This window comes from Marinoscillum sp. (assembly GCF_040222955.1).
Classification (GTDB): domain Bacteria; phylum Bacteroidota; class Bacteroidia; order Cytophagales; family Cyclobacteriaceae; genus Marinoscillum.
Genome location: NZ_JAVKCA010000020.1, coordinates 131,325 through 152,468, shown reverse-complemented (window position 1 = coordinate 152,468; position 21,144 = coordinate 131,325). Strand labels below are relative to the sequence as shown.

General features: G+C 47.3%; 20 protein-coding genes. 16 read left to right on the top strand and 4 right to left on the bottom strand.

Translation table 11 applies throughout. From position 1 onward, the window contains the following. Positions 1 to 21: 21 nt before the first annotated feature. Both RIH33_RS17135 and RIH33_RS17130 read right to left on the bottom strand, forming a co-directional pair. Positions 22 to 924: a sterol desaturase family protein gene (locus tag RIH33_RS17135; RefSeq protein ID WP_406655112.1), complete on the bottom strand. Its 903-nt coding sequence runs from the start codon at positions 922 to 924 to the stop codon at positions 22 to 24. A 70-nt stretch (positions 925 to 994) separates the two neighbouring features. Next, the gene (locus RIH33_RS17130) at positions 995 to 1,225 is read right to left on the bottom strand and encodes a hypothetical protein (protein ID WP_406655111.1); all 231 of its coding nucleotides are present in this window, start codon (positions 1,223 to 1,225) and stop codon (positions 995 to 997) included. Positions 1,226 to 1,245: 20 nt separating this feature from the next. Between RIH33_RS17130 and RIH33_RS17125 the strand changes: the two genes are divergently transcribed. The 4 genes from RIH33_RS17125 (at position 1,246) to RIH33_RS17110 (ending at position 5,266) form a co-directional block, all read left to right on the top strand. Further along, the gene (locus RIH33_RS17125) at positions 1,246 to 1,638 is read left to right on the top strand and encodes a DUF3592 domain-containing protein (RefSeq protein WP_406655110.1); all 393 of its coding nucleotides are present in this window, start codon (positions 1,246 to 1,248) and stop codon (positions 1,636 to 1,638) included. Between the two features lie 158 nt (positions 1,639 to 1,796). After that, positions 1,797 to 2,639: a hypothetical protein gene (locus RIH33_RS17120; protein WP_406655109.1), complete on the top strand. Its 843-nt coding sequence runs from the start codon at positions 1,797 to 1,799 to the stop codon at positions 2,637 to 2,639. Between the two features lie 141 nt (positions 2,640 to 2,780). Then, positions 2,781 to 3,419: a hypothetical protein gene (locus tag RIH33_RS17115; protein WP_406655108.1), complete on the top strand. Its 639-nt coding sequence runs from the start codon at positions 2,781 to 2,783 to the stop codon at positions 3,417 to 3,419. A gap of 203 nt (positions 3,420 to 3,622) precedes the next feature. Next, positions 3,623 to 5,266 (top strand): dipeptidyl-peptidase 3 family protein, encoded by a 1,644-nt coding sequence (locus RIH33_RS17110; protein WP_406655107.1) that lies wholly within the window; start codon positions 3,623 to 3,625, stop codon positions 5,264 to 5,266. Between the two features lie 83 nt (positions 5,267 to 5,349). Here the strand turns inward: RIH33_RS17110 and RIH33_RS17105 are convergent, their stop codons facing one another. Beyond that, positions 5,350 to 7,764: a family 16 glycosylhydrolase gene (locus tag RIH33_RS17105; protein ID WP_406655106.1), complete on the bottom strand. Its 2,415-nt coding sequence runs from the start codon at positions 7,762 to 7,764 to the stop codon at positions 5,350 to 5,352. 280 nt (positions 7,765 to 8,044) lie between these two features. On the opposite strand from RIH33_RS17105, the gene RIH33_RS17100 reads away from it, so the two are divergent. The 3 genes from RIH33_RS17100 to RIH33_RS17090 all read left to right on the top strand — a co-directional run bounded on the left by RIH33_RS17100 (position 8,045) and on the right by RIH33_RS17090 (position 10,468). Then, complete coding sequence (locus RIH33_RS17100; protein ID WP_406655105.1) at positions 8,045 to 9,262, top strand: DEAD/DEAH box helicase; 1,218 nt, start codon at positions 8,045 to 8,047, stop codon at positions 9,260 to 9,262. A 91-nt stretch (positions 9,263 to 9,353) separates the two neighbouring features. Next, on the top strand, positions 9,354 to 9,734 hold the full coding sequence (locus RIH33_RS17095) for a DUF3703 domain-containing protein (RefSeq protein ID WP_406655104.1): 381 nt from the start codon (positions 9,354 to 9,356) through the stop codon (positions 9,732 to 9,734). Continuing rightward, complete coding sequence (locus RIH33_RS17090; protein WP_406655103.1) at positions 9,734 to 10,468, top strand: class I SAM-dependent methyltransferase; 735 nt, start codon at positions 9,734 to 9,736, stop codon at positions 10,466 to 10,468. Before RIH33_RS17095 ends, RIH33_RS17090 begins: the two co-directional genes overlap by 1 nt. 60 nt (positions 10,469 to 10,528) lie before the next feature. On the opposite strand, the gene RIH33_RS17085 is transcribed toward RIH33_RS17090, so the two are convergent. Beyond that, on the bottom strand, positions 10,529 to 11,632 hold the full coding sequence (locus tag RIH33_RS17085) for a glycoside hydrolase family 43 protein (protein ID WP_406655102.1): 1,104 nt from the start codon (positions 11,630 to 11,632) through the stop codon (positions 10,529 to 10,531). Positions 11,633 to 11,977: 345 nt separating this feature from the next. On the opposite strand from RIH33_RS17085, the gene RIH33_RS17080 reads away from it, so the two are divergent. The 9 genes from RIH33_RS17080 (at position 11,978) to RIH33_RS17040 (ending at position 21,058) form a co-directional block, all read left to right on the top strand. After that, the gene (locus RIH33_RS17080; protein WP_406655101.1) at positions 11,978 to 12,349 is read left to right on the top strand and encodes a hypothetical protein; all 372 of its coding nucleotides are present in this window, start codon (positions 11,978 to 11,980) and stop codon (positions 12,347 to 12,349) included. A gap of 72 nt (positions 12,350 to 12,421) precedes the next feature. Then, a complete protein-coding gene (locus RIH33_RS17075; RefSeq protein WP_406655100.1) occupies positions 12,422 to 13,297 on the top strand; it encodes a carbon-nitrogen hydrolase in 876 nt (291 codons plus the stop codon). Continuing rightward, a complete protein-coding gene (locus tag RIH33_RS17070) occupies positions 13,294 to 14,334 on the top strand; it encodes an agmatine/peptidylarginine deiminase (protein WP_406655099.1) in 1,041 nt (346 codons plus the stop codon). The genes RIH33_RS17075 and RIH33_RS17070 overlap by 4 nt, the downstream gene beginning before the upstream one ends. Positions 14,335 to 14,475: 141 nt before the next feature. Further along, a complete protein-coding gene (locus tag RIH33_RS17065; protein WP_406655098.1) occupies positions 14,476 to 15,525 on the top strand; it encodes a hypothetical protein in 1,050 nt (349 codons plus the stop codon). 172 nt (positions 15,526 to 15,697) lie between these two features. After that, a complete protein-coding gene (locus RIH33_RS17060; protein ID WP_406655097.1) occupies positions 15,698 to 17,287 on the top strand; it encodes an ABC-F family ATP-binding cassette domain-containing protein in 1,590 nt (529 codons plus the stop codon). Between the two features lie 101 nt (positions 17,288 to 17,388). Further along, positions 17,389 to 18,555, top strand: a complete 1,167-nt coding sequence (locus RIH33_RS17055) for a helix-turn-helix domain-containing protein (RefSeq protein ID WP_406655096.1) — start codon at positions 17,389 to 17,391, stop codon at positions 18,553 to 18,555. A gap of 73 nt (positions 18,556 to 18,628) precedes the next feature. Then, positions 18,629 to 19,471 carry an acyl-CoA thioester hydrolase/BAAT C-terminal domain-containing protein gene (locus tag RIH33_RS17050; protein ID WP_406655095.1) on the top strand — a complete coding sequence of 281 codons (843 nt, stop codon included), beginning with the start codon at positions 18,629 to 18,631 and terminating at the stop codon, positions 19,469 to 19,471. Between the two features lie 72 nt (positions 19,472 to 19,543). Then, on the top strand, positions 19,544 to 20,548 hold the full coding sequence (locus RIH33_RS17045; protein ID WP_406655094.1) for an LLM class flavin-dependent oxidoreductase: 1,005 nt from the start codon (positions 19,544 to 19,546) through the stop codon (positions 20,546 to 20,548). 33 nt (positions 20,549 to 20,581) lie between these two features. Next, positions 20,582 to 21,058 (top strand): DUF1456 family protein, encoded by a 477-nt coding sequence (locus RIH33_RS17040; RefSeq protein WP_406655093.1) that lies wholly within the window; start codon positions 20,582 to 20,584, stop codon positions 21,056 to 21,058. Positions 21,059 to 21,144: the final 86 nt, after the last annotated feature.

The window sequence follows — 21,144 nt, the reverse complement described above, 5'->3', positions numbered from 1 at the left end:
AGGTAAAAAATCTACCGCGGATCAGTCAGGCTTTTTAACGGGAGGGCTATTGGTCTTACCAGTAAAGCCATGGGTATTCTGACCGACAAAGTTGGCAGGAAAATCCTCCACACCAGGAAAGCCCAGCTGAATATCACGCCCATCGTGGGGAATGTAGTTGGTGCCAAAGAGATAATCCCAAACGCTCAGCGTTAGTCCAAAATTAACCCCCAACCTACGATCTGCGGGCAGGTGGTAGGCATGATGCCAGATGTGCATCTGCGGGTTGTTGAAAAGGTACTTCAGTGGTCCCAGGTTCAGTTTGAAATTGGAATGATTGAAATGCCCCACGGCCAGGGTGAAGATGTGGATGATGAAAAAATCACGCAAACCAATCCCGATAAGCGCCAGTGGGATGTACTCAATGGTACGGTACACCACGTTTTCCATCCAGTGGTACCGCAGATGCGCCGCAAAGCCCATCTCCGCCACGCTGTGATGCACTTTGTGAAACTCCCACAGCCTCGGACTGGCATGCAGCAGGCGGTGAATCCACCATTGCACAAAATCCCGTACCACGAAGCCCAGCAGTAGGTGGCCCCATACCGGCCAGCTCATTACTTCAAAAGCCACCAGGTTGGTAATCCCCAGCAGTCCCAGCAGGTCGTTGAAGAGGTGGACAACCACATTGGAGGCGGCATTGTAGATGATCAGAGAAAACAGAAAAAAATTGAAGAACATGTAGAAGAAGTCCAGCCAGAAGTCCTTGCGAAACTTTGCCTGATCCACACGCCAGGGTTTTAGCAACTCCAGGGCAAAGAAGAATGCCGACACCCCCAGCAACCAATAGAAGTAATTGTGCCAGGTGGGGTTCGTGAGTTCCTGCCACAGATAGCTGGCATAGCCCACATAGCCGTTTCGTATTTCTGTGATGATTGATTCCATTGATTCTTTTAGCTTCCTTGACTGATCGATAAAGATACGAAAACCCACAGCCTGAGGATGGTAACAAAAGTTACATAGGAAAGGTACCCTCTTTGTGGTATTTTTCACAAACTGGCATGGCTGGTGATGGAATGAGTGCCTGGTAGTTCACGGCCGCTTTGTTAGCCTCAGCCCCACTGAAGGGTAACAATCCGGTGATCAAAAGGTGATTCCCGACCATGCGGGAAGCTGCGAATTGGTAGTTTGGAACACACAGGCTCTGGCTGAGAATGACCCACCTTCCTGTTGCTAAATCGCTCATATTCATCTAATTTCCACCACATGAGGCGATTTCATTTATACCAGCTTTGGTTTATCATACCGGGTCTGGGGCTGGTCTGGTTGAGCTACTACATACCCGCCAGCTACATTTATCAGCAGGTATATTGGGTGGAGACAGAGGCGGTCATCACCGGGTATCGACTAGATACTACCACTACGCCGGTCAATTATTACCTAATGGACTATTCCGATTCCCTGGGCACTACCTACCATATCGAGGTAGATGTAGAAAACACCATCACTGAAGGGCGCGACGCTGAACATGCCCGCCTCTACTACGACCCTGCCAATCCCACAGACTATGCCCTCGTCAATCACGCAAAGTATCTGGTCATGCTTTTTTTGCCGCTAGGTTTGCTCAGCCTCTATTTCGGTTGGCCCATGCGGGAATAGTGCAGACACTCTGCTTGTTCATTCTCCTCAAGCGTTCAGTGAAACTTGACTTCTTATGGCTATTCTGCTATTTTGAGAGTAATCCCGAATCAACTTTCACCTAAATTGACTACAACTCAGAAATTTAAATAAGCTATCTCAAAATTTTTCACAAAAAAATGAATTCAAAAACACTCATACTCCTTGCAATAGCCGCTACCTTTTTATCTTTTACTACCCATTTAAGCCAGAAGAACTCACTGTCCGGAGAGTTCAATCCAAAAAAAGACCTACTTTTAGTCCAATTTGACTGTAAAACAGACGTAGATGATCTTCACACTGTGGCGGCATTCGCCACTTTATTGACAGATACCAATTTTTCCAGTTTAAAGTATCACGCAGTTGCAGGTACCTATGGCATTCAGGAAGGGTTGTATGTTCCACCAAACGACCTCTTTCAGCTGGCCTTTGGAAGCAATTGGACAGATGCACATAACCAAAGCGGAGCTGCAGCAGACAAAGTGAAGGTCATTGTTCAAGAAACGCTTGACCTCCAGGGTGATATTTGGATTGCAGAGGCTGGTCAATCTGATTTTACCGCCCTGCTTATTGAGGCCATTCAAAAAGATTTACCAGAAATAAAAACCGCAAAGCGTATCCATGTGATCCAACATAGCGATTGGAATGAAAACTCCACAAGCCCGGAGCGTCTTCAATTCGTAAAAGAAAACGTCGATTACATAAAAATACCTGACGGTAATGCAGAGGGCAATGGTACCCCGGGATTTCGTGATCCGGAGTTCACCAACTGGAAGGAAAAAATCAGGAATCCTGACCTGTTTGAAATATGGAAACTGGCCATAGACCTGTCCAATCAATACAATGGAAAAGATGGAAGGTACAATAATGAAGCAGTTTCAGCCGATGGCTTGGATTTCTCCGACCTCTCTGAAGTTTGTTGGATATTGGATCAGCAGGACATCAGGGATGTGGAACAATTCTTCAACCTGTATGCTCATTAAATGACTTAAGGATGGCCACTGTCTTTTACTTATTAGCGCTATCAAGACAGTTTGATTATGAGGGGTGTAGCAGAGTCACTAGCAACCTCATTGCCTTGAATCGCGTTGCCCTTATGAAGTAGCGTCATGTAAACTTCACTTATGAAAACCGTAATCACCCTCCTTGCCTTCCTTTTGTTGACGTCCCATATTCAAGCCCAGCTTCAGAAATTAGATGGAAACATTACTGAGGCTGAAATCCAATCACTAAGCACAATAGACAGCCATGGGGCCAATAGCCTGATGATAGATACTTCATCTCAGCAATTCATCAAAGTAGCGCTGAAATCAGAAAAGCTGTATGTAGCAAGCCTATGTGTTTGTATTGACGAAAATAAAATTATGGTGATGCATGCCTCTGCTGCCCTGGGTGATCTGACCTACACCTATCAACAAAATAAACATTGGGTAACCGATGATAAATTTGTCTGGGCGGTTCGTGAGAACGACATGACTCCTGAAACCATTGAAAAGCGGAAGCAATATTTTGATGACCGGGGGTGGATAGGCAGCACCATGTCAATGGGAAATGACGGAGAAACTGAATTTTTAATCGACCGGAAACTCTTCGGCAACCAGAGCCTTTCCCTGGCAATCGGTTTAATGACAGAGGAGGACCCTGAAAATATCATCGGTATCCCAAAGAACGATGCGGGTGACTGTGCGGCGCACACTCTGGTGAGCGGAGATCCTGAATCCAGCTATAGATTTGACACCTCCGGATGGCTCAAAATTCAATAGCCCATTTTTAAAAATGCGATTCTCGTCTGTCCTGGGGCTTTTGCTGAGCGCTCATCCATGGCCATCAGACCAGAAACCACCAGGCTTACCAGCCTCCATTTCGAGTGGCCCAGGCAAGTAGTATCCTGAATAAACCCCACAATCACTACATTTCGCCAAGGTTTTATAACTTTCCACATTCAGATAAACAACCCATAAATAATATGAAGCAATTATTCCGATTTCTAGTCTTTGCCTTTGTGATCAGCCTCCTGGGCTGTGGACCCCAAAAACAGGCGCAGAGTACCGAAGAAGCACCTGACAACGCCATGAAAGCCAAATTAGAGGACTACAAGAAAGTCCGACTCACTGCTGACCTCTCCTCCCTGAGTGAAAAAGAGAAAAAAATGATTCCCAAACTGATAGAAGCTGCCCAAATCATGGATGGCCTCTTTTGGTATGAAGCCTATGGTCAGAAAGATTCCCTCCTGAGTACCATCAGTGATGAAGCCACACGAGCTTACGTGAATATCAACTACGGCCCCTGGGATCGACTGGACGGCAACCAACCTTTCATAGAGGGTGTGGGCACCAAGCCTGCAGGAGCCAACTTCTACCCTACTGACATGACCAAAGAAGAGTTTGAAGCCGCAGACCTGGAAGGAAAAGCCAGTCTCTATACGTTCATTCGCAGGGATGAAAACGGACAACTCATTACCATTCCATATTATGAAATGTTTAGTGAGGAAGTACAGCGTGCATCTGCCCTACTGAGAGAATGCGCTGACCTGGCAGAAGATTCCGGCCTGAAAGCTTACCTGAAGCACCGTGCCGAAGCACTGCTCACAGATGATTATCAGCCCTCTGATATGGCCTGGATGGACATGAAAACCAATGGCATTGACATAGTGATCGGACCGATCGAAAACTATGAGGATGCCCTGTACAACTATAAAGCCGCACACGAGGCATACGTACTCATCAAAGACAAAACCTGGAGCGATCGCCTCTCGAAATATGCAGCCTTTCTGCCTGAGCTTCAGCGCGGACTTCCAGTGCCTGATGCCTATAAAGCCGAAAAACCTGGCAGTGATGCAGACCTCAATGCCTATGACGTGGTTTACTACGCCGGAGACTGTAACTCCGGATCCAAGACCATTGCCATCAACCTGCCTAATGACGAACAGGTACAACTGGCCAAAGGCTCCAGAAGGCTCCAGCTCAAAAATGCCATGCGTGCCAAATTTGATGAGATATTACTCCCCATCTCCAAAGTGCTGATCGCCCCCGGCCAGCAGCAGTATATCACGTTTGACGCCTTCTTTGCCAACACCATGTTTCATGAAGTGGCGCACGGCCTGGGCATCAAAAACACCATCGATGGAATGGGTACGGTACGTGCTGCACTCCAGGAGCACGGGTCGGCATTGGAAGAAGGTAAAGCCGACATCCTTGGGCTCTACATGATCACCCAGCTACATGAAAAAGGAGAGCTGGAGGGTCAGATAGAAGATTATTACACCACCTTCATGGCTGGTATCTTCCGCTCAGTGAGATTCGGAGCGGCCAGTGCACATGGCAAAGCCAACATGATCCGCTTCAATTTCTTCAATGAGTATGGCGCATTCGCTCAAAGTGAAGACGGGACATATAGCGTGGATTTCGTCAAAATGAAAGAAGCCATGAACGCCCTCTCCGAGCTAATTCTTACCCTGCAGGGTAATGGTGACTATGCCGGAGTAGATGCCCTTGTGAACGAGAAAGGAACCATCGGTGCTGCCTTACAGGCCGACCTGTCCAAACTGGAAGCTCAGGACATCCCTGTGGATATTGTCTTTGAGCAGGGCGTGGAGGTATTGGGACTATAAGGCTTAAAAAGTAAAAATCAGGGGTTGAAAAATGACAGAATTCCGTTATTTTTCAACCCCTTTTCATTGAGGTAGAGTAGAATCTACTTCACAAATTTATGCCTCACCAAAAAATCCTTTGCCTTCAGCTCCAGCAGATAAATACCCGCTGAAAGCTGGCTAATATCCAACGACTGTTGAAAAGAAGCCTGATGGATCAATTGACGTCCGGTCATATCTGTAATGCTGACAGAGACCAGACCTTCAACTGCCGGCATATTGACAAAAAGTACATCGGTGGCCGGATTGGGATAAATGCGCAATTCCAAACCGGTTGACTGTCCCTCTGGTGCCAGCCTTGCAGAGCCACTGGTACAGGTCACGGTGTTATCTCCCGGAGCATAGGGCAATGATGCCGAGACATCATCCACGCATACATTGATAGATAAACCTCCTTTGGCAGATCCGGCTGTTTGCAACGTTACCTGACCTGAAGCGTTGGTTGTGCCACTAACTGTTTCATTGAAAGTGCCTGAAAAGGTGGCTGTGACATTTGCGTTGGCTACCAGGCCATCCACATTGTCGTGAACCGTGATGGTGGCGGTTCCATGCTTATTGCCTTTTCCGGCAGATGCACTGCCTATGGTGATAGCCTCCACGTGTACAGAAGTGGGAGACCCGCCGGCATTACCCGTAACTGACACTACCGCAGAAGTGGCGCTTGCACCATCATTGTCTGTAGCCCTCGCTGTAAGATCTGTCGTACCAGAAGCCACCGTCCACCCGAGTGAAAACGGAGCACTATTATCAACCCCGAGTGAACTTCCATTGGCAAAAAACTCCACACTGGCAATGGTACCGTCTGCATCATTGGCATCAGCCGAAATAGTCACCTGAGTACCCTGAGTATAAGACGAACCATTTACAGGGGAAGTGATACTTACCGTCGGTGACTGATTAGACCCTCCCCCGGTATCGGCATCATAGTTATCCAGGTTGTCAAAATAGTAAGTATGTCCTGTGAAGGTGTTTGAGCTGAAAAGAAGGATCATTGTGCCCACGTCAGTGCCTGCTGCAGACGGATCTGGTCTGTCCAGTAAAGAAAAAATCATCCGCTGCCAGCTATTATTCTGAGCCACTGTGGCCTCATACCGGCTATGGCGTCCGGTAGGATAATTGGTCGGGGTTGCATTTGGCGTTTCTAACTGTAAGATGATTTTGGTTCCTATAGGGGCCGAAGTATAGACATCCATATAAAACTTCTTATCCTTATTGGCATACGAATCGGCATTGGAAATAGCCGAGGTATTATAAACCAGTACATCATATTGCTCTCCGGAGTTTCGCACGTACTTACCGGATATCGCACTCGGATTGACTGCATCTGCCCCTGGATTAGCCACCTCGGTGAGGGTGCCGGTGGCTTGTGAGAAAGTGACATTGGCAGCCTCATCGAAATTCTCAAAAGCGAAACTTCGCACATAGGGTGGCTCTACTTCCACACCCATAGACAAGGTCTGATTTCCACATCCGGCATTGAATGTGGCACTCACATAACCACTTGCCGTTCCGAAATCGACAATCACATCTTTTGTTCCCTGTCCGGACACGATGGTGGCCCCTGCGGGCACCGTCCAGCTGACACTGGTACCATTAGAGACATTAGTTATTGAGTAGGCTTCTCCTGATGCCTGGTTAGCCACTACCAGATTTCCGCCAATAGAAGGCCTGAAGCCATCATACACTCTTACGTAGTCCACCTCCATTGTTGCAGGGAGCATTCCATTGTTCACGGGTCCACCCAGGTTTCCACCCACTGCCACATTCAGTAAGAAGTGAAAATCATGATCAAATGGCCAGTTATAGGGAGACACGTCAGCGGAAGTTTTGGTGGAGTATAAAACACCGTCTATATACCACCTGATCTCATAGGGCTCCCACTCTATGGCAAACTCGTGAAAGGCATCCGGAAAGGCCCCTTCAAAAATATCAAAGTCATTTCCCTGATATTGATTATTGGGATATGGATCTCCATAGTGTATGGTACCATAAACATTCGTCGGATTGGAGGCCGTAAACTCCATAATATCGATCTCTCCACTCTGCGGCCAACCCCCATACGGCTCGTTGGTGGAAAGCATCCAAAACGCAGGCCACAAGCCATCACCATATGGCAGCTTGACCGACGCTTCAAAACGACCATAGGTAAAGTCTCCTTTCCCTTTGGAGTTAATTCTTCCAGAGGTGTATTGACTGCCTCTGATCCGTTCTTTCTTTGCAGTAATCTTCAGTGTTCCATTGCTCACGCTTACGTTCGCCTCCTGATAGGACTGCAACTCATTGTTACCCCATCCGCAAATTCCTTCGGCACAGCCATCGCCGATCTGGTAGTTCCACTTGGTGACGTCCAGGGAACTCCCGGAAAACTCATCGCCCCAGACAACATTGGGGCACTGAGCCATAGTGACTCCAGCAATACTCAACAGCAATAGCAGCATTGCTGATTTTGCAATTTTCATAATTTTCATGTTCATAATAGGTTGTTTCTCAAGAACAAGCTAGAATATTGGATCACTTTTTAAAATTTTGGCACCACATCAATACTACATCACCCGCTCCGCCTGGCACTAAAATAAACTTCACAATCATTGTTACAATCATGGTCATCGCCGCTTAGATGCCCTTTCATATACATCAGTGCCCCACGATCAAACAACGAGTCGAAATGTGGCTAAACAGGAGCCTGTTAATACCATTTAATTGCTTTATCTTCGTCGAATAATTAAATAATACATCATTTTGAAATTTTCAGAATTAAATCTGGATCCAAAACTCCTCGAAGGAATTGAGGCCATTGGATTTGAAAACACCACTCCTGTTCAGGAGGCCACCATCCCCAAAATATTAGAAGGAAAAGACCTGATTGCCGCAGCGCAAACCGGCACCGGTAAGACCGCCGCATTCCTGCTGCCCATCATTCACAAGATCCTTACAGAGGCCAAAGACGATGGACACATCAAAGCACTCGTGATCGTGCCCACGCGTGAGCTTGCCGTGCAGATAGACCAGCAACTGGAAGGACTCTCCTACTACACTTCTGTGAGCTCACTCGCCGTGTACGGTGGGGGTGATGGTCAGTCTTTTGACAGGGAAAAGAAGGCCCTCTCTGAAGGTGCTGATATCATCATCGGTACTCCAGGCAGGTTGATTGCTCACCTCAATATGAACTATGTGAAAGTAGGCCAGTTGGACTACCTCATTTTGGATGAGGCCGACCGCATGCTGGATATGGGCTTTAATGAAGACATCACCAAGATCATTGGTTACTTGCCCAAAGAGCGACAAACCCTGCTGTTTTCAGCTACCATGCCCACCAAGATCAGGCAGTTGGCCAAGAACATCCTCAAAGATCCCGAAGAAATCAGCATTGCCATATCCAAGCCCAATGAAAAGATTGTGCAAGCAGCATTCATCGTGTACGATGGTCAGAAAATAGAGCTGGTCAAGCACATCCTGAAGCCCGACTGGCTCCGAAGTGTGATTGTGTTTTGCTCTACCAAGGACAACACCAAGAGACTCACCAAAGAACTCAAAAAGGCCAACCTTTCTGTGGAAGAAATCCATTCGGACCTGGAGCAAAAATCACGTGAGCAGGTACTTAACCAGTTCAAGAGTCGTAAGCTCAAAATCCTGGTTGCTACCGACATCCTTTCTCGTGGGATTGATGTGGAGGACATAGACATAGTGATCAACTATGACGTTCCCAATGATGGTGAAGACTATATACACCGCATAGGGCGTACCGCCAGGGCGGCCTCTACAGGTGCTGCCTTCACTTTCGTGAATGAAAAGGAGCAGTCCAAGTTTCAATCCATCGAACAGCTGCTGGGCAAACCCGTACCGAAGGCCAAAATCCCACCGCACATTGGTGAGGGGCCATCCTACAGCCCCAAACCTTACCGTGGTGGCGGTGGACGTGGTGGCGGTGGCCGAAAAGGTGGAGGCAAAAAGAGATAGTGACCTGTCTTCAGACTTCACTTTGTGTGGATTGTAGCGGAGCTTTGTTATTTTTAATGGTAATTTTCGTTGAACCTAACAGTGCTCCCAAATGATCTTTCACACAGTCATGCCAGCATCCTTAAGGCCTTATTTTGTTACTGAACTGGATGCTTATCACAAACAATACCAGGCCGGTCATCTAGAGGATGCCTGGCGACACCTCGAAAGAGCTCACGTCATTGGTCAGGCATATCCTTATGCGCATAGTCTCGTTCACTGGAAAATGCTACTCTTTGGGATCAAGATCAAGAGCGCCAAAGAAGTATTAGGGCAAATCCCGAGGCTGCTCGTAGGTGGGGTGAAATCTTTTGTGGGTAAAATACCCGTGGGCAACACAGGAGGATCAAATATCCCGCCCCTTCGCTCACTTCCCATAGAGGAGGAAATTCAGGATATTTTTACTCAGTCCGGTCTTTCCGTACCTTCCTGATGAAAGACCTGTTCTCATCGGCTTCAGATCGTTACGCAAAGTATCGTCCTACTTACCCAGATGCCCTTTATGCTTTCATCAGGTCTCAGTTGACGCACCATGATCGCGCCTGGGACTGTGCTACCGGCAATGGCCAGGTGGCTCGACAGCTGGCTGATGATTTTGATGACATACAGGCCACAGACATCAGCGCTGCCCAGATCGCCGAAGCTTATCAGCATCCACACATTCATTACTCCCTCCAACCTGCGGAGCATACGACCTTCCCAGATCAGCATTTTGACTTGATTACTGTGGGCCAGGCCATTCACTGGTTCCACTTTGATCGTTTCTATGCGGAGGTGAACAGAACATTAAAAGTCAATGGTCTGCTGGCTGTCATTGGGTATGGATTGCACTCGGTTTCGTCCAGGATAGATCCGATTATTCACCACTTTTATCATGAAGTAATTGGACCTTATTGGGATCCTGAACGGAAATACCTCGATGAAAAATACGAGAGCATTCCATTTCCATTTAAAGAAGTTCCTGCCCCTTATTTCGAGTGCTCTTTCACATGGACATTGGCTCGTTTTCTGGGATACATCCGTACCTGGTCCGCCGTGAAAAAATTCATTGATCAAAATGGACATGACCCTGTAGATAATCTCAACAAAGCCCTTGAAGGTCTCTGGGGGACTGAGCAAAAAATCACATTCCCTATATTCCTTCGGCTCGGCCGTAAGATCCTCTAAGCTTTACTTAGCTAATGCCTTCCTGAGTGGAGTATCTCCAACTCAGGAAAAGGCTTGAGGTCATTGTTGCACGTACGCATCGATGGTCTGTATGGTGCCATCTTCATTGTAAGTAAGCTCGGTCATTTTGATGCTTCTCAGGAAGGTACGGCCACCGGAGAGGCTGCTGTCGTGATAAAACAGGTACCATTTACCCTGAAACTCCACGATGGAATGATGATTGGTCCAGCCGAGCACAGGCTTGAGCACCACACCCTGATAGGTGAAGGGTCCGTATGGGTTATCACCAATGGCATAGGCAATATTATGCGTATCACCGGTAGAGTAGGAAAAGTAATACTTTCCGTTATAGGTGTGTACCCAGGCGGCTTCAAAAAATCTTTGTTCGTTATTGCCTTCCAAAAACAAGTTTCCATCGGCATCCAGAATCTGAATGTCTTTGGGTGTCTCAGCAAAGCCTTTCATATCTTCAGTGAGTCTGGCAATCTTTGGCAACAGCGCCGGCTCATCTTTGCCGGGAAGTTCGCCATCAGGATCGTAGGTGCCAGTACGCCATTTCTGAAGCTGACCACCCCAGATCCCTCCGAAATACATATAAAACGCCCCGTCTTCATCCTCAAACACCGCAGGATCTATGCTGAAGCTACCCTCAATCGGGGTGGGCTCTGCCTGGAATGGTCCCGTTGGGGAATCGCTCACCGCAACACCTATCCCGAAAACATCATTTTTATCCTTTACAGGAAAATACAGGTAGTAACGGCCGTCTTTGTAGGCAGCGTCCGGCGCCCACATTTGACGACCAGCCCAGGGCACATCCTTGATGTCCAGCGCTACACCATGATCCACTACGGGACCGCCCACAGACTCCATGGAGTATACATGATAATCTTTCATATCAAAGTGGCTACCCAAATCGTCTTCCGGAATTCCGGATTCTATGTCATGCGACGGGTATATGTAGATTTTACCATCAAAAACATGTGCAGAAGGATCTGCAGTATAGAGATCCGTCACCAGGGGTTCGGAAATGCCAACTGGTAAAGCAGGCGTTTCAGAGGTGGTCGCATCACCGGAAGTATTCTTTTCCTTAGCCGGCTGACATCCCATTATCAAAATGGCCCCACCCAGGGCATAAATGACAGAATTCAAGGTACTATTTAACATATTCTTTCTAATTAACTCGTAAAGCTTAAGGGGTAAGTTTAGGCAATCACCCCGATACCAGCGATCACCACCAGGTATTCATAGCCAAAAGGTCCCTTATCCTGAACAAAACGTACCCCTGGCGCTGGCAATGAATGAAATTAACTCTTAACTTATAGGGTATTAAACGACTGCATTATGACTCATGTATTGTCGATTTTAACAACACCCAAATTACTGGTGTTCTTTTTAGCTTTTGGTTTCTCTTTTTGGTTAAAAGCTCAGGAAAACCAACCACCCCGCCAATCACTTTCTGTAATTAAAACCGAAGGGAGACAGCAACAACTTGTTTTAAGTCCAAAGTCAATGAAGGTAGGCCTCTCCTCCGGAAAGAAATACCGGGAAGTCTCACCGCTCATTCTCAATGACAGTACGCTTCTCATAGAAGGGGATACTATTTTGATCGATGCGATATTATTTATCACCGCCTCGGTGAAGAGGCCGTGGCCAGTAAAAGCGACAGGTATTCTCATTTCCGGAGCCGGAGCACTGCCTGCAACCGCCGGATTGGTATACCTTCCTTTTGCAGTGACCTTTAAAGAATACCTTTCCCCCTCCTCTGGCTATGCCATGATGGCGCTGGGCATGGGCATGGGGGTGACGGGATACCTCATAGGCGGGCTCAGAAGGAAATTTGTACTGCAAAAAAAATGGATACTGGAGGTCAGGAATGAATGAAAAGGGAAGCGATCGTTTTTTGTCACGGACAAATTTTCCGAACTTCGTCCCAGGTTAACCAGTTCATAGAATATGCCAAAAGAAAGAATCGTCAATATTGGGCTTGTACAAAACGCCTGTAGCGGAGATCGGGATCAAAATCTACAAAAAGCCATCAGAGGAATAGAAGACGCCGCTGCCAAAGGTGCACAGATCGTTTGCCTGCAGGAGCTCTTCGGATCACTCTATTTCTGCGATGTGGAAGACTATGACAACTTTAACCTGGCAGAAGCCATTCCCGGCCCTACCACAGATATCTTTTGTAAACTGGCCGAGCGTCTGGGAGTGGTCATTGTAGCCTCCCTTTTTGAAAAAAGAGCCCAGGGCCTCTATCACAATACAGCTGCTGTAATAGATGCAGACGGCACTTATCTGGGTAAGTATCGGAAAATGCACATCCCGGATGATCCTGGGTACTTTGAAAAATTCTATTTTACTCCTGGTGATTTGGGCTTCAAGGTATTTGAAACCAAATATGCCAAAATAGGTGTACTCATCTGCTGGGATCAGTGGTATCCTGAGGCCGCCCGCATCACTGCACTCATGGGCGCAGAGATGCTTTTCTATCCAACTGCTATCGGCTGGCACAATAGCCAGGACGAACGTACCAATCAGGAGCAGCATAACGCCTGGCAGACCATCCAGCAGTCACATGCTGTGGCCAATGGCATCCCGGTGATCGGGGTGAACCGAACCGGTGTGGAGGGCGACATGCAGTTTTGGGGTGGATCCTATGTAACCAATGCATTTGGCTGGCTGGAATACAAGGCACCACACCTGGAAGAGGTTACCGAAGTAGTCCCCATAGACATGAACCGCTCCGACAGCTACCGGATCCACTGGCCATTCCTGAGAGACCGCAGGATAGATGCTTACTCTCCTATTGAAAAGCGATTTATAGACGAATGATGGTAGCAACTCCCCGCGAACTGGGATTCCGCTTTCCGGCAGAGTGGTATCCACACCGAGCTACCTGGCTCAGCTGGCCTCACAATGAAAACTCCTGGCCCGGAAAGATCAAAACGATCTACAAACCTTACTGTGAGTTTATTAAGGCAGTGGCTACCGATGAGCAGGTGTGCATCAATGTGGCTGATACCAAAATGGAACAGCAGGCCAGAAAATACCTCACAGAAGTGGGTGCTGACCTGAGTAAAATTACTTTTTACGACCATCCTACCAACGATGCCTGGTGTCGTGACCATGGTCCCGCTTTCGTTATCAAAGGGGGTGAAAAAGCAGTGGTCAACTGGGGGTACAACGCATGGGGTGAAAAATACCCTCCATACGACCTGGACAACCAAATACCCGGACTGGTCGCTGGTAAGCTTGGGCTCAACACGTTTAATCCTGGCATTGTGATGGAAGGTGGTTCGGTAGATTTTAACAATCAGGGGATCCTCCTCACCACAACGGCCTGCCTGCTCAATGAAAACAGAAATCCACACCTGAATCAGGGACAAATAGAGACCTATCTGAAGGACTATTATGGAGCCCGTGAAATCTGGTGGATTGGCGATGGTATCGTAGGTGATGACACAGATGGTCACATAGATGATATCACGCGCTTTGTGAATGATAATACCGTGGTGACCGTGGTAGAACCTAACAAGGCAGATGCCAACCATGCCCCCTTACAAGAGAATCTGGAGCTGCTCAAAACCTTCAAAATGCCTGATGGATCACCGCTCAATGTGGTGGAACTACCTATGCCCAACGCCGTGGTTTATGAAGATCAGCGCTTGCCCGCTTCTTATGCCAACTTCTATATTGCCAATAGCTCCGTGGTGGTGCCCACTTATCGTGATAAAAAGAATGATCCTCTGGCACTCGAGATCCTGAAGACCGTCTTCACTGACCGGGAAGTGATTGGTATCGATTCTACAGACATAGTGTGGGGGCTGGGAAGTTTTCATTGCTTAAGTCAGCAGGAACCTCTGGTGTAACAAATCACTTTAAATGGCCGTCTATCAGCTTTACATCCAGGTATTTCACCTTTTTTTGACCTCTGAGGATCATCGTCGTTTAACAGGGCACTCATCGCCCTAAACCGGGGCGGAGAACTTAACTTTATCTACGATACAACCATGAGGCTAATCATAGCGCTATTAACCATCTCCACCTTGCTGGCCTGCAGCAGCCCTAAACAATCAGGACTACCAACTTCTGAAACAGAAACCACCTTAGCGATTAGCTGGTTGGAAGACTGGCTATCTGCATGGGAACTGATCTCCACAGAGGTGCTCCAATTACCAAAAGCTGACCCGCCGGCCATGCTGTTCTATGATCAAAAGTACGTTTACACGACTTCTCAGGTAAGTGCGCCTGAAGGGGTTCCATTTAGTGGGCCTTCCTTTTTTGGTTTGGAGCTGGACTGGCGGATGCAGGAGCATCGTGATACCCTCATCATTCCTGATGGCCAGCATGTCCCTGTGCAACTCATGACTTTTGCTGCTCCGTCAGCATCACCGGACTCGGCGCCTTTTTTTGTGATGGCCGCTCCTGATTTTTGGAAAACCGCCGGCATAGACAGTGAAGAAGTGGGACTGGAAAAAATGCTGACCGGAGTATTTCTTCATGAATTTTCTCACGCAAGGCAAATGCAAGGATTAGGCGAACAGGTGTCCCTGCTGGAGCAAACCAGCACCTTTCGTTATGACGTAAGTGATGATCTGATTCAGGAATACTTTTCCGGAGACTCGAGCTTTGTGAGTACTTTCAGAAATGAGGCGGAGCTTTTCTTCAAGGCAGCAAACGCCGGGAATACTGCGGATAGAATCGAATTATCAAAGCAGGCCCTGGCGATGTACGACCAACGTCAGGAAGTTATTCGTTCATTGAATCCGACACTGGTAGACCTGGACGATATTTTTCTCACTATGGAGGGTACAGGTCAGTACCTGATCGTGAGTTGGCTTACACATCCTCAATGCAAAGGAGGAAGTGTAGATCTGAAAACGGCCATCAAAGCTACCAGGAGGCAAAAAACCTGGTGGTCGCAGGATCAGGGGCTGGCCCTTGCTTTACTTTATGAACAGATAAGTGAGCGACCAACATGGACCAGTTTCTACTCTGGCGACCCTTCATCGCTCATCGAATTAATAAAGGAGGAGATAGAAAAAACTTCGGAAAAATAATGCTTTCATCCTTTCCAGAAATCAAAATTTCAAAGGACATTCTTACATTTGTCTTTGCGATCTCATCACCATAATCAAGGTCAGAAAGTATGATTAAATAATTTCTTTCAATATAAAACAGCCTGCCACCACGTGGATCCTGGCTCATTTTTCATTTTCACAGAAAGAAATCATGCTTGTATTACAGAATATATCCTATACACATCCCAACAAGGACCTGCTGTTTGAGGACCTCCATTTGGCCATCAACAGGCGTGAAAAAGTAGCTTTAATCGGCAACAATGGTGTGGGAAAATCCACACTTCTGAAACTCATGGCTCGTGAACTGGAGCCAACAGCAGGACAGCTCAAAACAGAGGTAATGCCTTACTATGTTCCACAAATTTTTGGTCAATACAATCATCTGACCATCGCAGCGGCATTGCGGGTAGATGAAAAACTTAATGCGCTACATGAAATTTTGAATGGCAATACAGCGGATTCCAATTTCGAAAAACTTGCGGAAGACTGGACCCTGGAAGAGCGATGCCTTGAAGCCCTCAGTCAGTGGCAACTTCCTCCCCTGAGTTTGACACAAAAAATGGAGACATTAAGTGGTGGACAAAAAACCAAAGTACTACTGGCCGGAATCTCCATTCATCAGCCAGAATTGGTGCTTTTGGATGAGCCCAGCAATCATTTGGATGTATCCGGGCGAAAATTGTTATACGAATTCATTGAATCTACCACGAGCACACTGGTGGTGGTAAGTCACGACAGAACGTTATTGAACCTTGTGCACGCAACATGCGAACTGAATGCACATGGAATAACCGTCTATGGTGGGAATTATGACTTCTATAAGGAACAAAAAAAGGTAGAACGCGATGCCCTCGACCAGGACATTCATGGAAAAGAACGGGCTTTGCGTAAAGCCAAAGAGAAAGAGCGCGAAACACTGGAGCGACAGCAAAGATCTGATGCCAGAGGAAAAAAGAAACAGGAAAAAGCAGGAGTAGCACGAATCATGATGAATACCATGAGAAATAACGCTGAAAAAAGCACCTCCAAAATAAAGGGTATTCATGCGGAAAAAATTGGTGGCATAGCCGAGCAACTTCATGAACTACGTGCGCAGCAGTTTGACATTGGTCAGATGAAGTTCGGTTTGAATGATTCGGCCTTACACAAAGGGAAAATCCTACTCACCGCCGAAAACATCAATTTCTGTTACCAGCCCCCCCAATGGCTTTGGAAAGAAAATCTGAGTATACAGCTCACCAGCGGTGAGCGAATAGCGCTGAAAGGTACGAATGGCTCCGGGAAAACCACTTTGATTAAACTCATTTTGGGGTGGCTTACCCCGCAAACAGGCACGATTCGTATAGCCGGAAGCCATTCTGTCTACATCGATCAGGACTATTCACTCATAGACAATACCCTGAGTGTGTACGAGCAGGCTCAGCAATCAAATACTTCTGCCCTGCTGGAGCACGAAATTAAAATCAGACTCAACAGGTTCCTATTTACCAGCGAAGCCTGGGACAAGCCGTGCAAAGCCCTCAGTGGCGGAGAACGCATGCGACTTATGCTCTGCTGTCTGACCATTGGCAGCCAGTCACCGGATCTCATCATTCTGGATGAGCCCACCAATAATCTGGACATTCAAAACATTGAAATTTTAACGGCTGCCATCAACATGTATCAGGGCACATTGATCGTGGTCTCCCATGATCAAAGTTTCCTGAGTCAGATCAACGTGGAGCGGACCATCCAGTTGTAAGTTTCAAGCGGAAAGCATAAAATATTTAAACTCTAGGTTTCTTCATTTTGACATTCACAGCAGTTTTGACATAACTTACCTGGCTTCAAACTTAACCATACGTGGAATACCTCATTGTAGCTGGAATTGTGCTCTCAGCACTTCTCCTGGTCGTAACCCTGAGCAAGAAAAACAAACAGGCTCCTGACAAGCTCCTGATACTTTATCTTGGGTTTGCCACCTTCTGGCAGGCATATTTTTACCTGGAAACTTTGAGTTTTCTCCAAAACAGCCTTTTCATGCTACTGGGCAAAGGGCTCTACCTGCTCAATGCCCCGCTTTTTTTCGCTTACATCTATGTGCTCACCACTTCGAAAAAGCTATCACCCAAGCTAATCACCATACTATTTACCCCTTTTGTCGCCTACATCATCCACTTCTTATATTTCTATTTAGTCGTCTTTGATGAAGCCAGTCTGTCCATCCAAAATGGCCTTTTGTACATCGACGGGAACCTTGCCTTATCGTGGATGTTTTTTGTCATTCTTTTTTTACTCATTGAACCTGCCTTTCTCATCTGGTTTTACTTTTTGCTCAAAAAATACAGACAAAAACTGCTGGAAACAGAGTCTGACCTGCGCCGCATTCAGTTCAGGTGGTTGTACCTGCTCTTCTTCCTTTGTCTGATCATATCCATCATTCTTGTCCCCACCAGCATACTTTCCATCGACGGGGGCTGGTTCTCCACAGACTTGCTGCCAATTATGATACAGGGAGCCACGGTGCTGTTCTTTTTTATCGTGGGTTATTATGGTTTTCGGCAAACCACCGTTTTTGTAAACCCTGCATCGGACTCAGCAACCGAAGGATACTCAAAAACTGACCCCTACCAGCGATCGGGCTTATCGGCGGCACAAGCTGAAATCTACCACACCCAACTCCTGACCATGATGGAAGAAAGAAAACCACACCTGAATGGAGCACTCAAAGCCGGCGAACTCGCACAGTCATTAAACATCTCAGTCAATCACCTTTCTCAGGTGCTCAACAAAATTCAGGGGCAAAACTTCTTTGATTTTGTGAATGGATACAGAGTAAAAGAAGTCATCAGCAAAATGGAAAACCCCAAAAACCACCACCTCACCTTACTGGCAATGGCTCTGGATTCAGGCTTCAACTCCAAAACCTCTTTCAATACCGTTTTTAAGAAAGTTACACATCAAACCCCGTCAGACTTTTACAAATCGCTTACCTCTGACATCCAGAAAGCAGACAAAAAGAGGTTCTAACCTCTAGGCTCGGGCGCAACCCACCCCCTCTCCCATTAAGCTTGCATCATTCTCTGTTTTAAACCAAATAACAATGATGAAAACAAGTCTTTATTTATTTCTGGTTCTGCTAATTGCTTGTGATGACAGCAGTATCAACCGCAAGGGAGTGGACACTCAACTCTACCTGGGGGAAGGCCATCAGCAACCACTTATCGTAGCCTTCGGGGGAGGCGACGGTGGCAATGGCTGGACAAGCGACCGGGTAAAGGATAAGCGTGATCAGCTCATTGAAAAAGGATACGCATTTTTGGCCATTGGCTACTTCGGCACTGAGAACACTCCGGGTGCATTGGATCGGATTTCGATTGATGCGATCCATGATGCCATCAAATCGGCCACTGAAAATCCCCGGATCGATCAAAAGAGAATTGCGCTATTGGGTATCTCCAAGGGTGCAGAATTAGCACTTCTTTTAGCCAGCCATTTCCCGGATATCTCCTGCGTGGTGGCGATGGCACCTAGCCATTGCGTATTCCCCGCCCATACTTTTATGGCTTCCACTTCATCCTGGGAATTTCAGGGGACTGAGGTACCCTATGTCCCGATGACGTGGGAGGCCGTTCCAGCGGCCATTCAGCATGATCTTTTATCCGCTTTCAACATTATGCTGAAGGATACTGTGGCTGTAGAAAATGCCGCCATCCAGGTGGAGCACATCAATGGCCCTATATTATTTCTCTCCGCCAAAAATGACGAGCAATGGCCCTCTACTGCCATGAGCAAAGCGGCCACCGAACGTTTAAAAGAATCTGGATTTCCTCATTTCTATCAGCACATTGCCACTGATGGTGGGCATTTTGAGGTTTTCGACCACTTCAATGAAATCTATCAGTTTCTGGATCAGCACTTTCCTCCAGGCAATACTCAAAACTGATCCTTTCGGAAAAGCCAGAAGTTTCATAGCTCAGTGAACTATCTGCATATGCTATTTGTAGTTTTGACTGATATGAAAAATACGTTTGGCAATATTCCGCTTTCGGTACTGGATCTGGCTGTGATTCTGGAAGGAAATACCCCGGCAGACTCTTTTCGCAACAGCACGCGTCTGGCCCAAAAGGCCGAGGCCCTTGGCTACCTCAGGTATTGGTTTGCGGAGCACCATAATATGGCCAGTATAGCCAGTGCAGCCACCTCCGTACTGATCGGTCATATTGCCGGAGGCACTTCCACAATCCGTGTAGGATCCGGAGGTATCATGCTGCCCAATCATGCCCCGCTGATCATCGCGGAGCAGTTTGGCACCCTGGCCTCACTCTACCCCGGCAGAATCGATCTCGGGCTGGGCAGGGCTCCGGGGTCCGACCAGGCCACCGCCCGGGCACTGCAGCGAGACCCCACCGCACCATATCGGTTTCCAGATACCGTGCAGGAGTTGCAGCAGTATCTTTCAGCGGATAATAGAAACGCTGCTGTCAGGGCCATTCCCGGTGAAGGCATTGACATTCCCATCTGGATCCTTGGGTCGAGTACGGATAGTGCGCACCTCGCTGCGAAACTCGGTTTGCCCTATGCCTTTGCCAGTCATTTTGCTCCACAGCAGCTCCACGATGCTTTTAGAATATACCATCAGGAGTTTGTGCCTTCTGCTCAGCTGTCCGCGCCGTACACCATGGCCTGTGTGAATGTGACTGCCGCCGACACCCTGGCAGAAGCGCAACTCCTGGCAACTTCCATGCAGAAAATTTTCCTGGGCATCCTTACCAACGACCGGAAGCCCCTTCAACCTCCGGATGAGTCCTTCGTACTCAGCCCGGAAATTGCCCAGGTGATGAAGCAATTTCTCACCTATTCTTTTGTGGGTGGGCCGGATGAAATCCGGGCGGCGGTCAGCAAGTTTGTGGCTGACACACAGGTGGATGAGCTCATGGTGGTTTCCCACATCTACGATATGGAAGCCAAACTCAGGTCTTATGAGCTTCTAAAGGAATTACAACTGGCCACAGCTGAGTAAAACCCTGACAATGGGTTAAATTTGCTCACCTATATGGACAACAACGACATTTTAAGAAGGATCCGGTTTACGTTCGATTTCAGCGACTCGCAGATGATCTCCATTTTTGCTGCCGCAGATGCGGAAGTGACCCGCGCCCAGATCAGTGATTGGTTGAAAAAGGATGACGATCCTGATTTCAAGCAGCTTTATGACAAAGAACTGGCCATTTTCCTGAATGGACTGATCAATAAAAAACGTGGTAAAAAAGAAGGTGAGCAACCAAAACCTGAGAAAAGTCTGAACAACAACATCATCTTCAGAAAGCTGAAAATAGCGCTGAACCTGAAAGATGATGACATTTTGGAAGTCTTTTCGCTGGCCCAGCTTAAAGTCAGCAAGCACGAAATCAGTGCCATTTTCAGAAAACCTACGCAAAGTCAATACCGACTCTGTAAAGATCAATTTCTTAGAAATTTTCTCCACGGGCTTCAGCTCAAGCACCGGCCTCAGGACACCCAGGCTAGCTGAAAACCGATCAGGTCATTTTGGACAATTCTCCGATAATGTCCATTATCTAACAATAATCCGATATTTGTAATTATCGGGTTTATTGA

Bases quoted from the DNA above. Each gene is read 5' to 3' on its own strand.
- RIH33_RS17075 (WP_406655100.1), top strand. From the start codon at position 12,422: ATGCCAAAAGAAAGAATCGTCAATATTGGGCTTGTACAAAACGCCTGT.
- RIH33_RS17090 (WP_406655103.1), top strand. From the start codon at position 9,734: ATGAAAGACCTGTTCTCATCGGCTTCAGATCGTTACGCAAAGTATCGT.
- RIH33_RS17135 (WP_406655112.1), bottom strand. From the start codon at position 924: ATGGAATCAATCATCACAGAAATACGAAACGGCTATGTGGGCTATGCC.
- RIH33_RS17120 (WP_406655109.1), top strand. From the start codon at position 1,797: ATGAATTCAAAAACACTCATACTCCTTGCAATAGCCGCTACCTTTTTA.
- RIH33_RS17060 (WP_406655097.1), top strand. From the start codon at position 15,698: ATGCTTGTATTACAGAATATATCCTATACACATCCCAACAAGGACCTG.
- RIH33_RS17040 (WP_406655093.1), top strand. From the start codon at position 20,582: ATGGACAACAACGACATTTTAAGAAGGATCCGGTTTACGTTCGATTTC.
- RIH33_RS17105 (WP_406655106.1), bottom strand. From the start codon at position 7,764: ATGAAAATTGCAAAATCAGCAATGCTGCTATTGCTGTTGAGTATTGCT.
- RIH33_RS17050 (WP_406655095.1), top strand. From the start codon at position 18,629: ATGATGAAAACAAGTCTTTATTTATTTCTGGTTCTGCTAATTGCTTGT.
- RIH33_RS17080 (WP_406655101.1), top strand. From the start codon at position 11,978: ATGAAGGTAGGCCTCTCCTCCGGAAAGAAATACCGGGAAGTCTCACCG.
- RIH33_RS17085 (WP_406655102.1), bottom strand. From the start codon at position 11,632: ATGTTAAATAGTACCTTGAATTCTGTCATTTATGCCCTGGGTGGGGCC.
- RIH33_RS17130 (WP_406655111.1), bottom strand. From the start codon at position 1,225: ATGAGCGATTTAGCAACAGGAAGGTGGGTCATTCTCAGCCAGAGCCTG.
- RIH33_RS17045 (WP_406655094.1), top strand. From the start codon at position 19,544: ATGAAAAATACGTTTGGCAATATTCCGCTTTCGGTACTGGATCTGGCT.
- RIH33_RS17095 (WP_406655104.1), top strand. From the start codon at position 9,354: ATGATCTTTCACACAGTCATGCCAGCATCCTTAAGGCCTTATTTTGTT.
- RIH33_RS17125 (WP_406655110.1), top strand. From the start codon at position 1,246: ATGAGGCGATTTCATTTATACCAGCTTTGGTTTATCATACCGGGTCTG.
- RIH33_RS17115 (WP_406655108.1), top strand. From the start codon at position 2,781: ATGAAAACCGTAATCACCCTCCTTGCCTTCCTTTTGTTGACGTCCCAT.
- RIH33_RS17070 (WP_406655099.1), top strand. From the start codon at position 13,294: ATGATGGTAGCAACTCCCCGCGAACTGGGATTCCGCTTTCCGGCAGAG.
- RIH33_RS17110 (WP_406655107.1), top strand. From the start codon at position 3,623: ATGAAGCAATTATTCCGATTTCTAGTCTTTGCCTTTGTGATCAGCCTC.
- RIH33_RS17065 (WP_406655098.1), top strand. From the start codon at position 14,476: ATGAGGCTAATCATAGCGCTATTAACCATCTCCACCTTGCTGGCCTGC.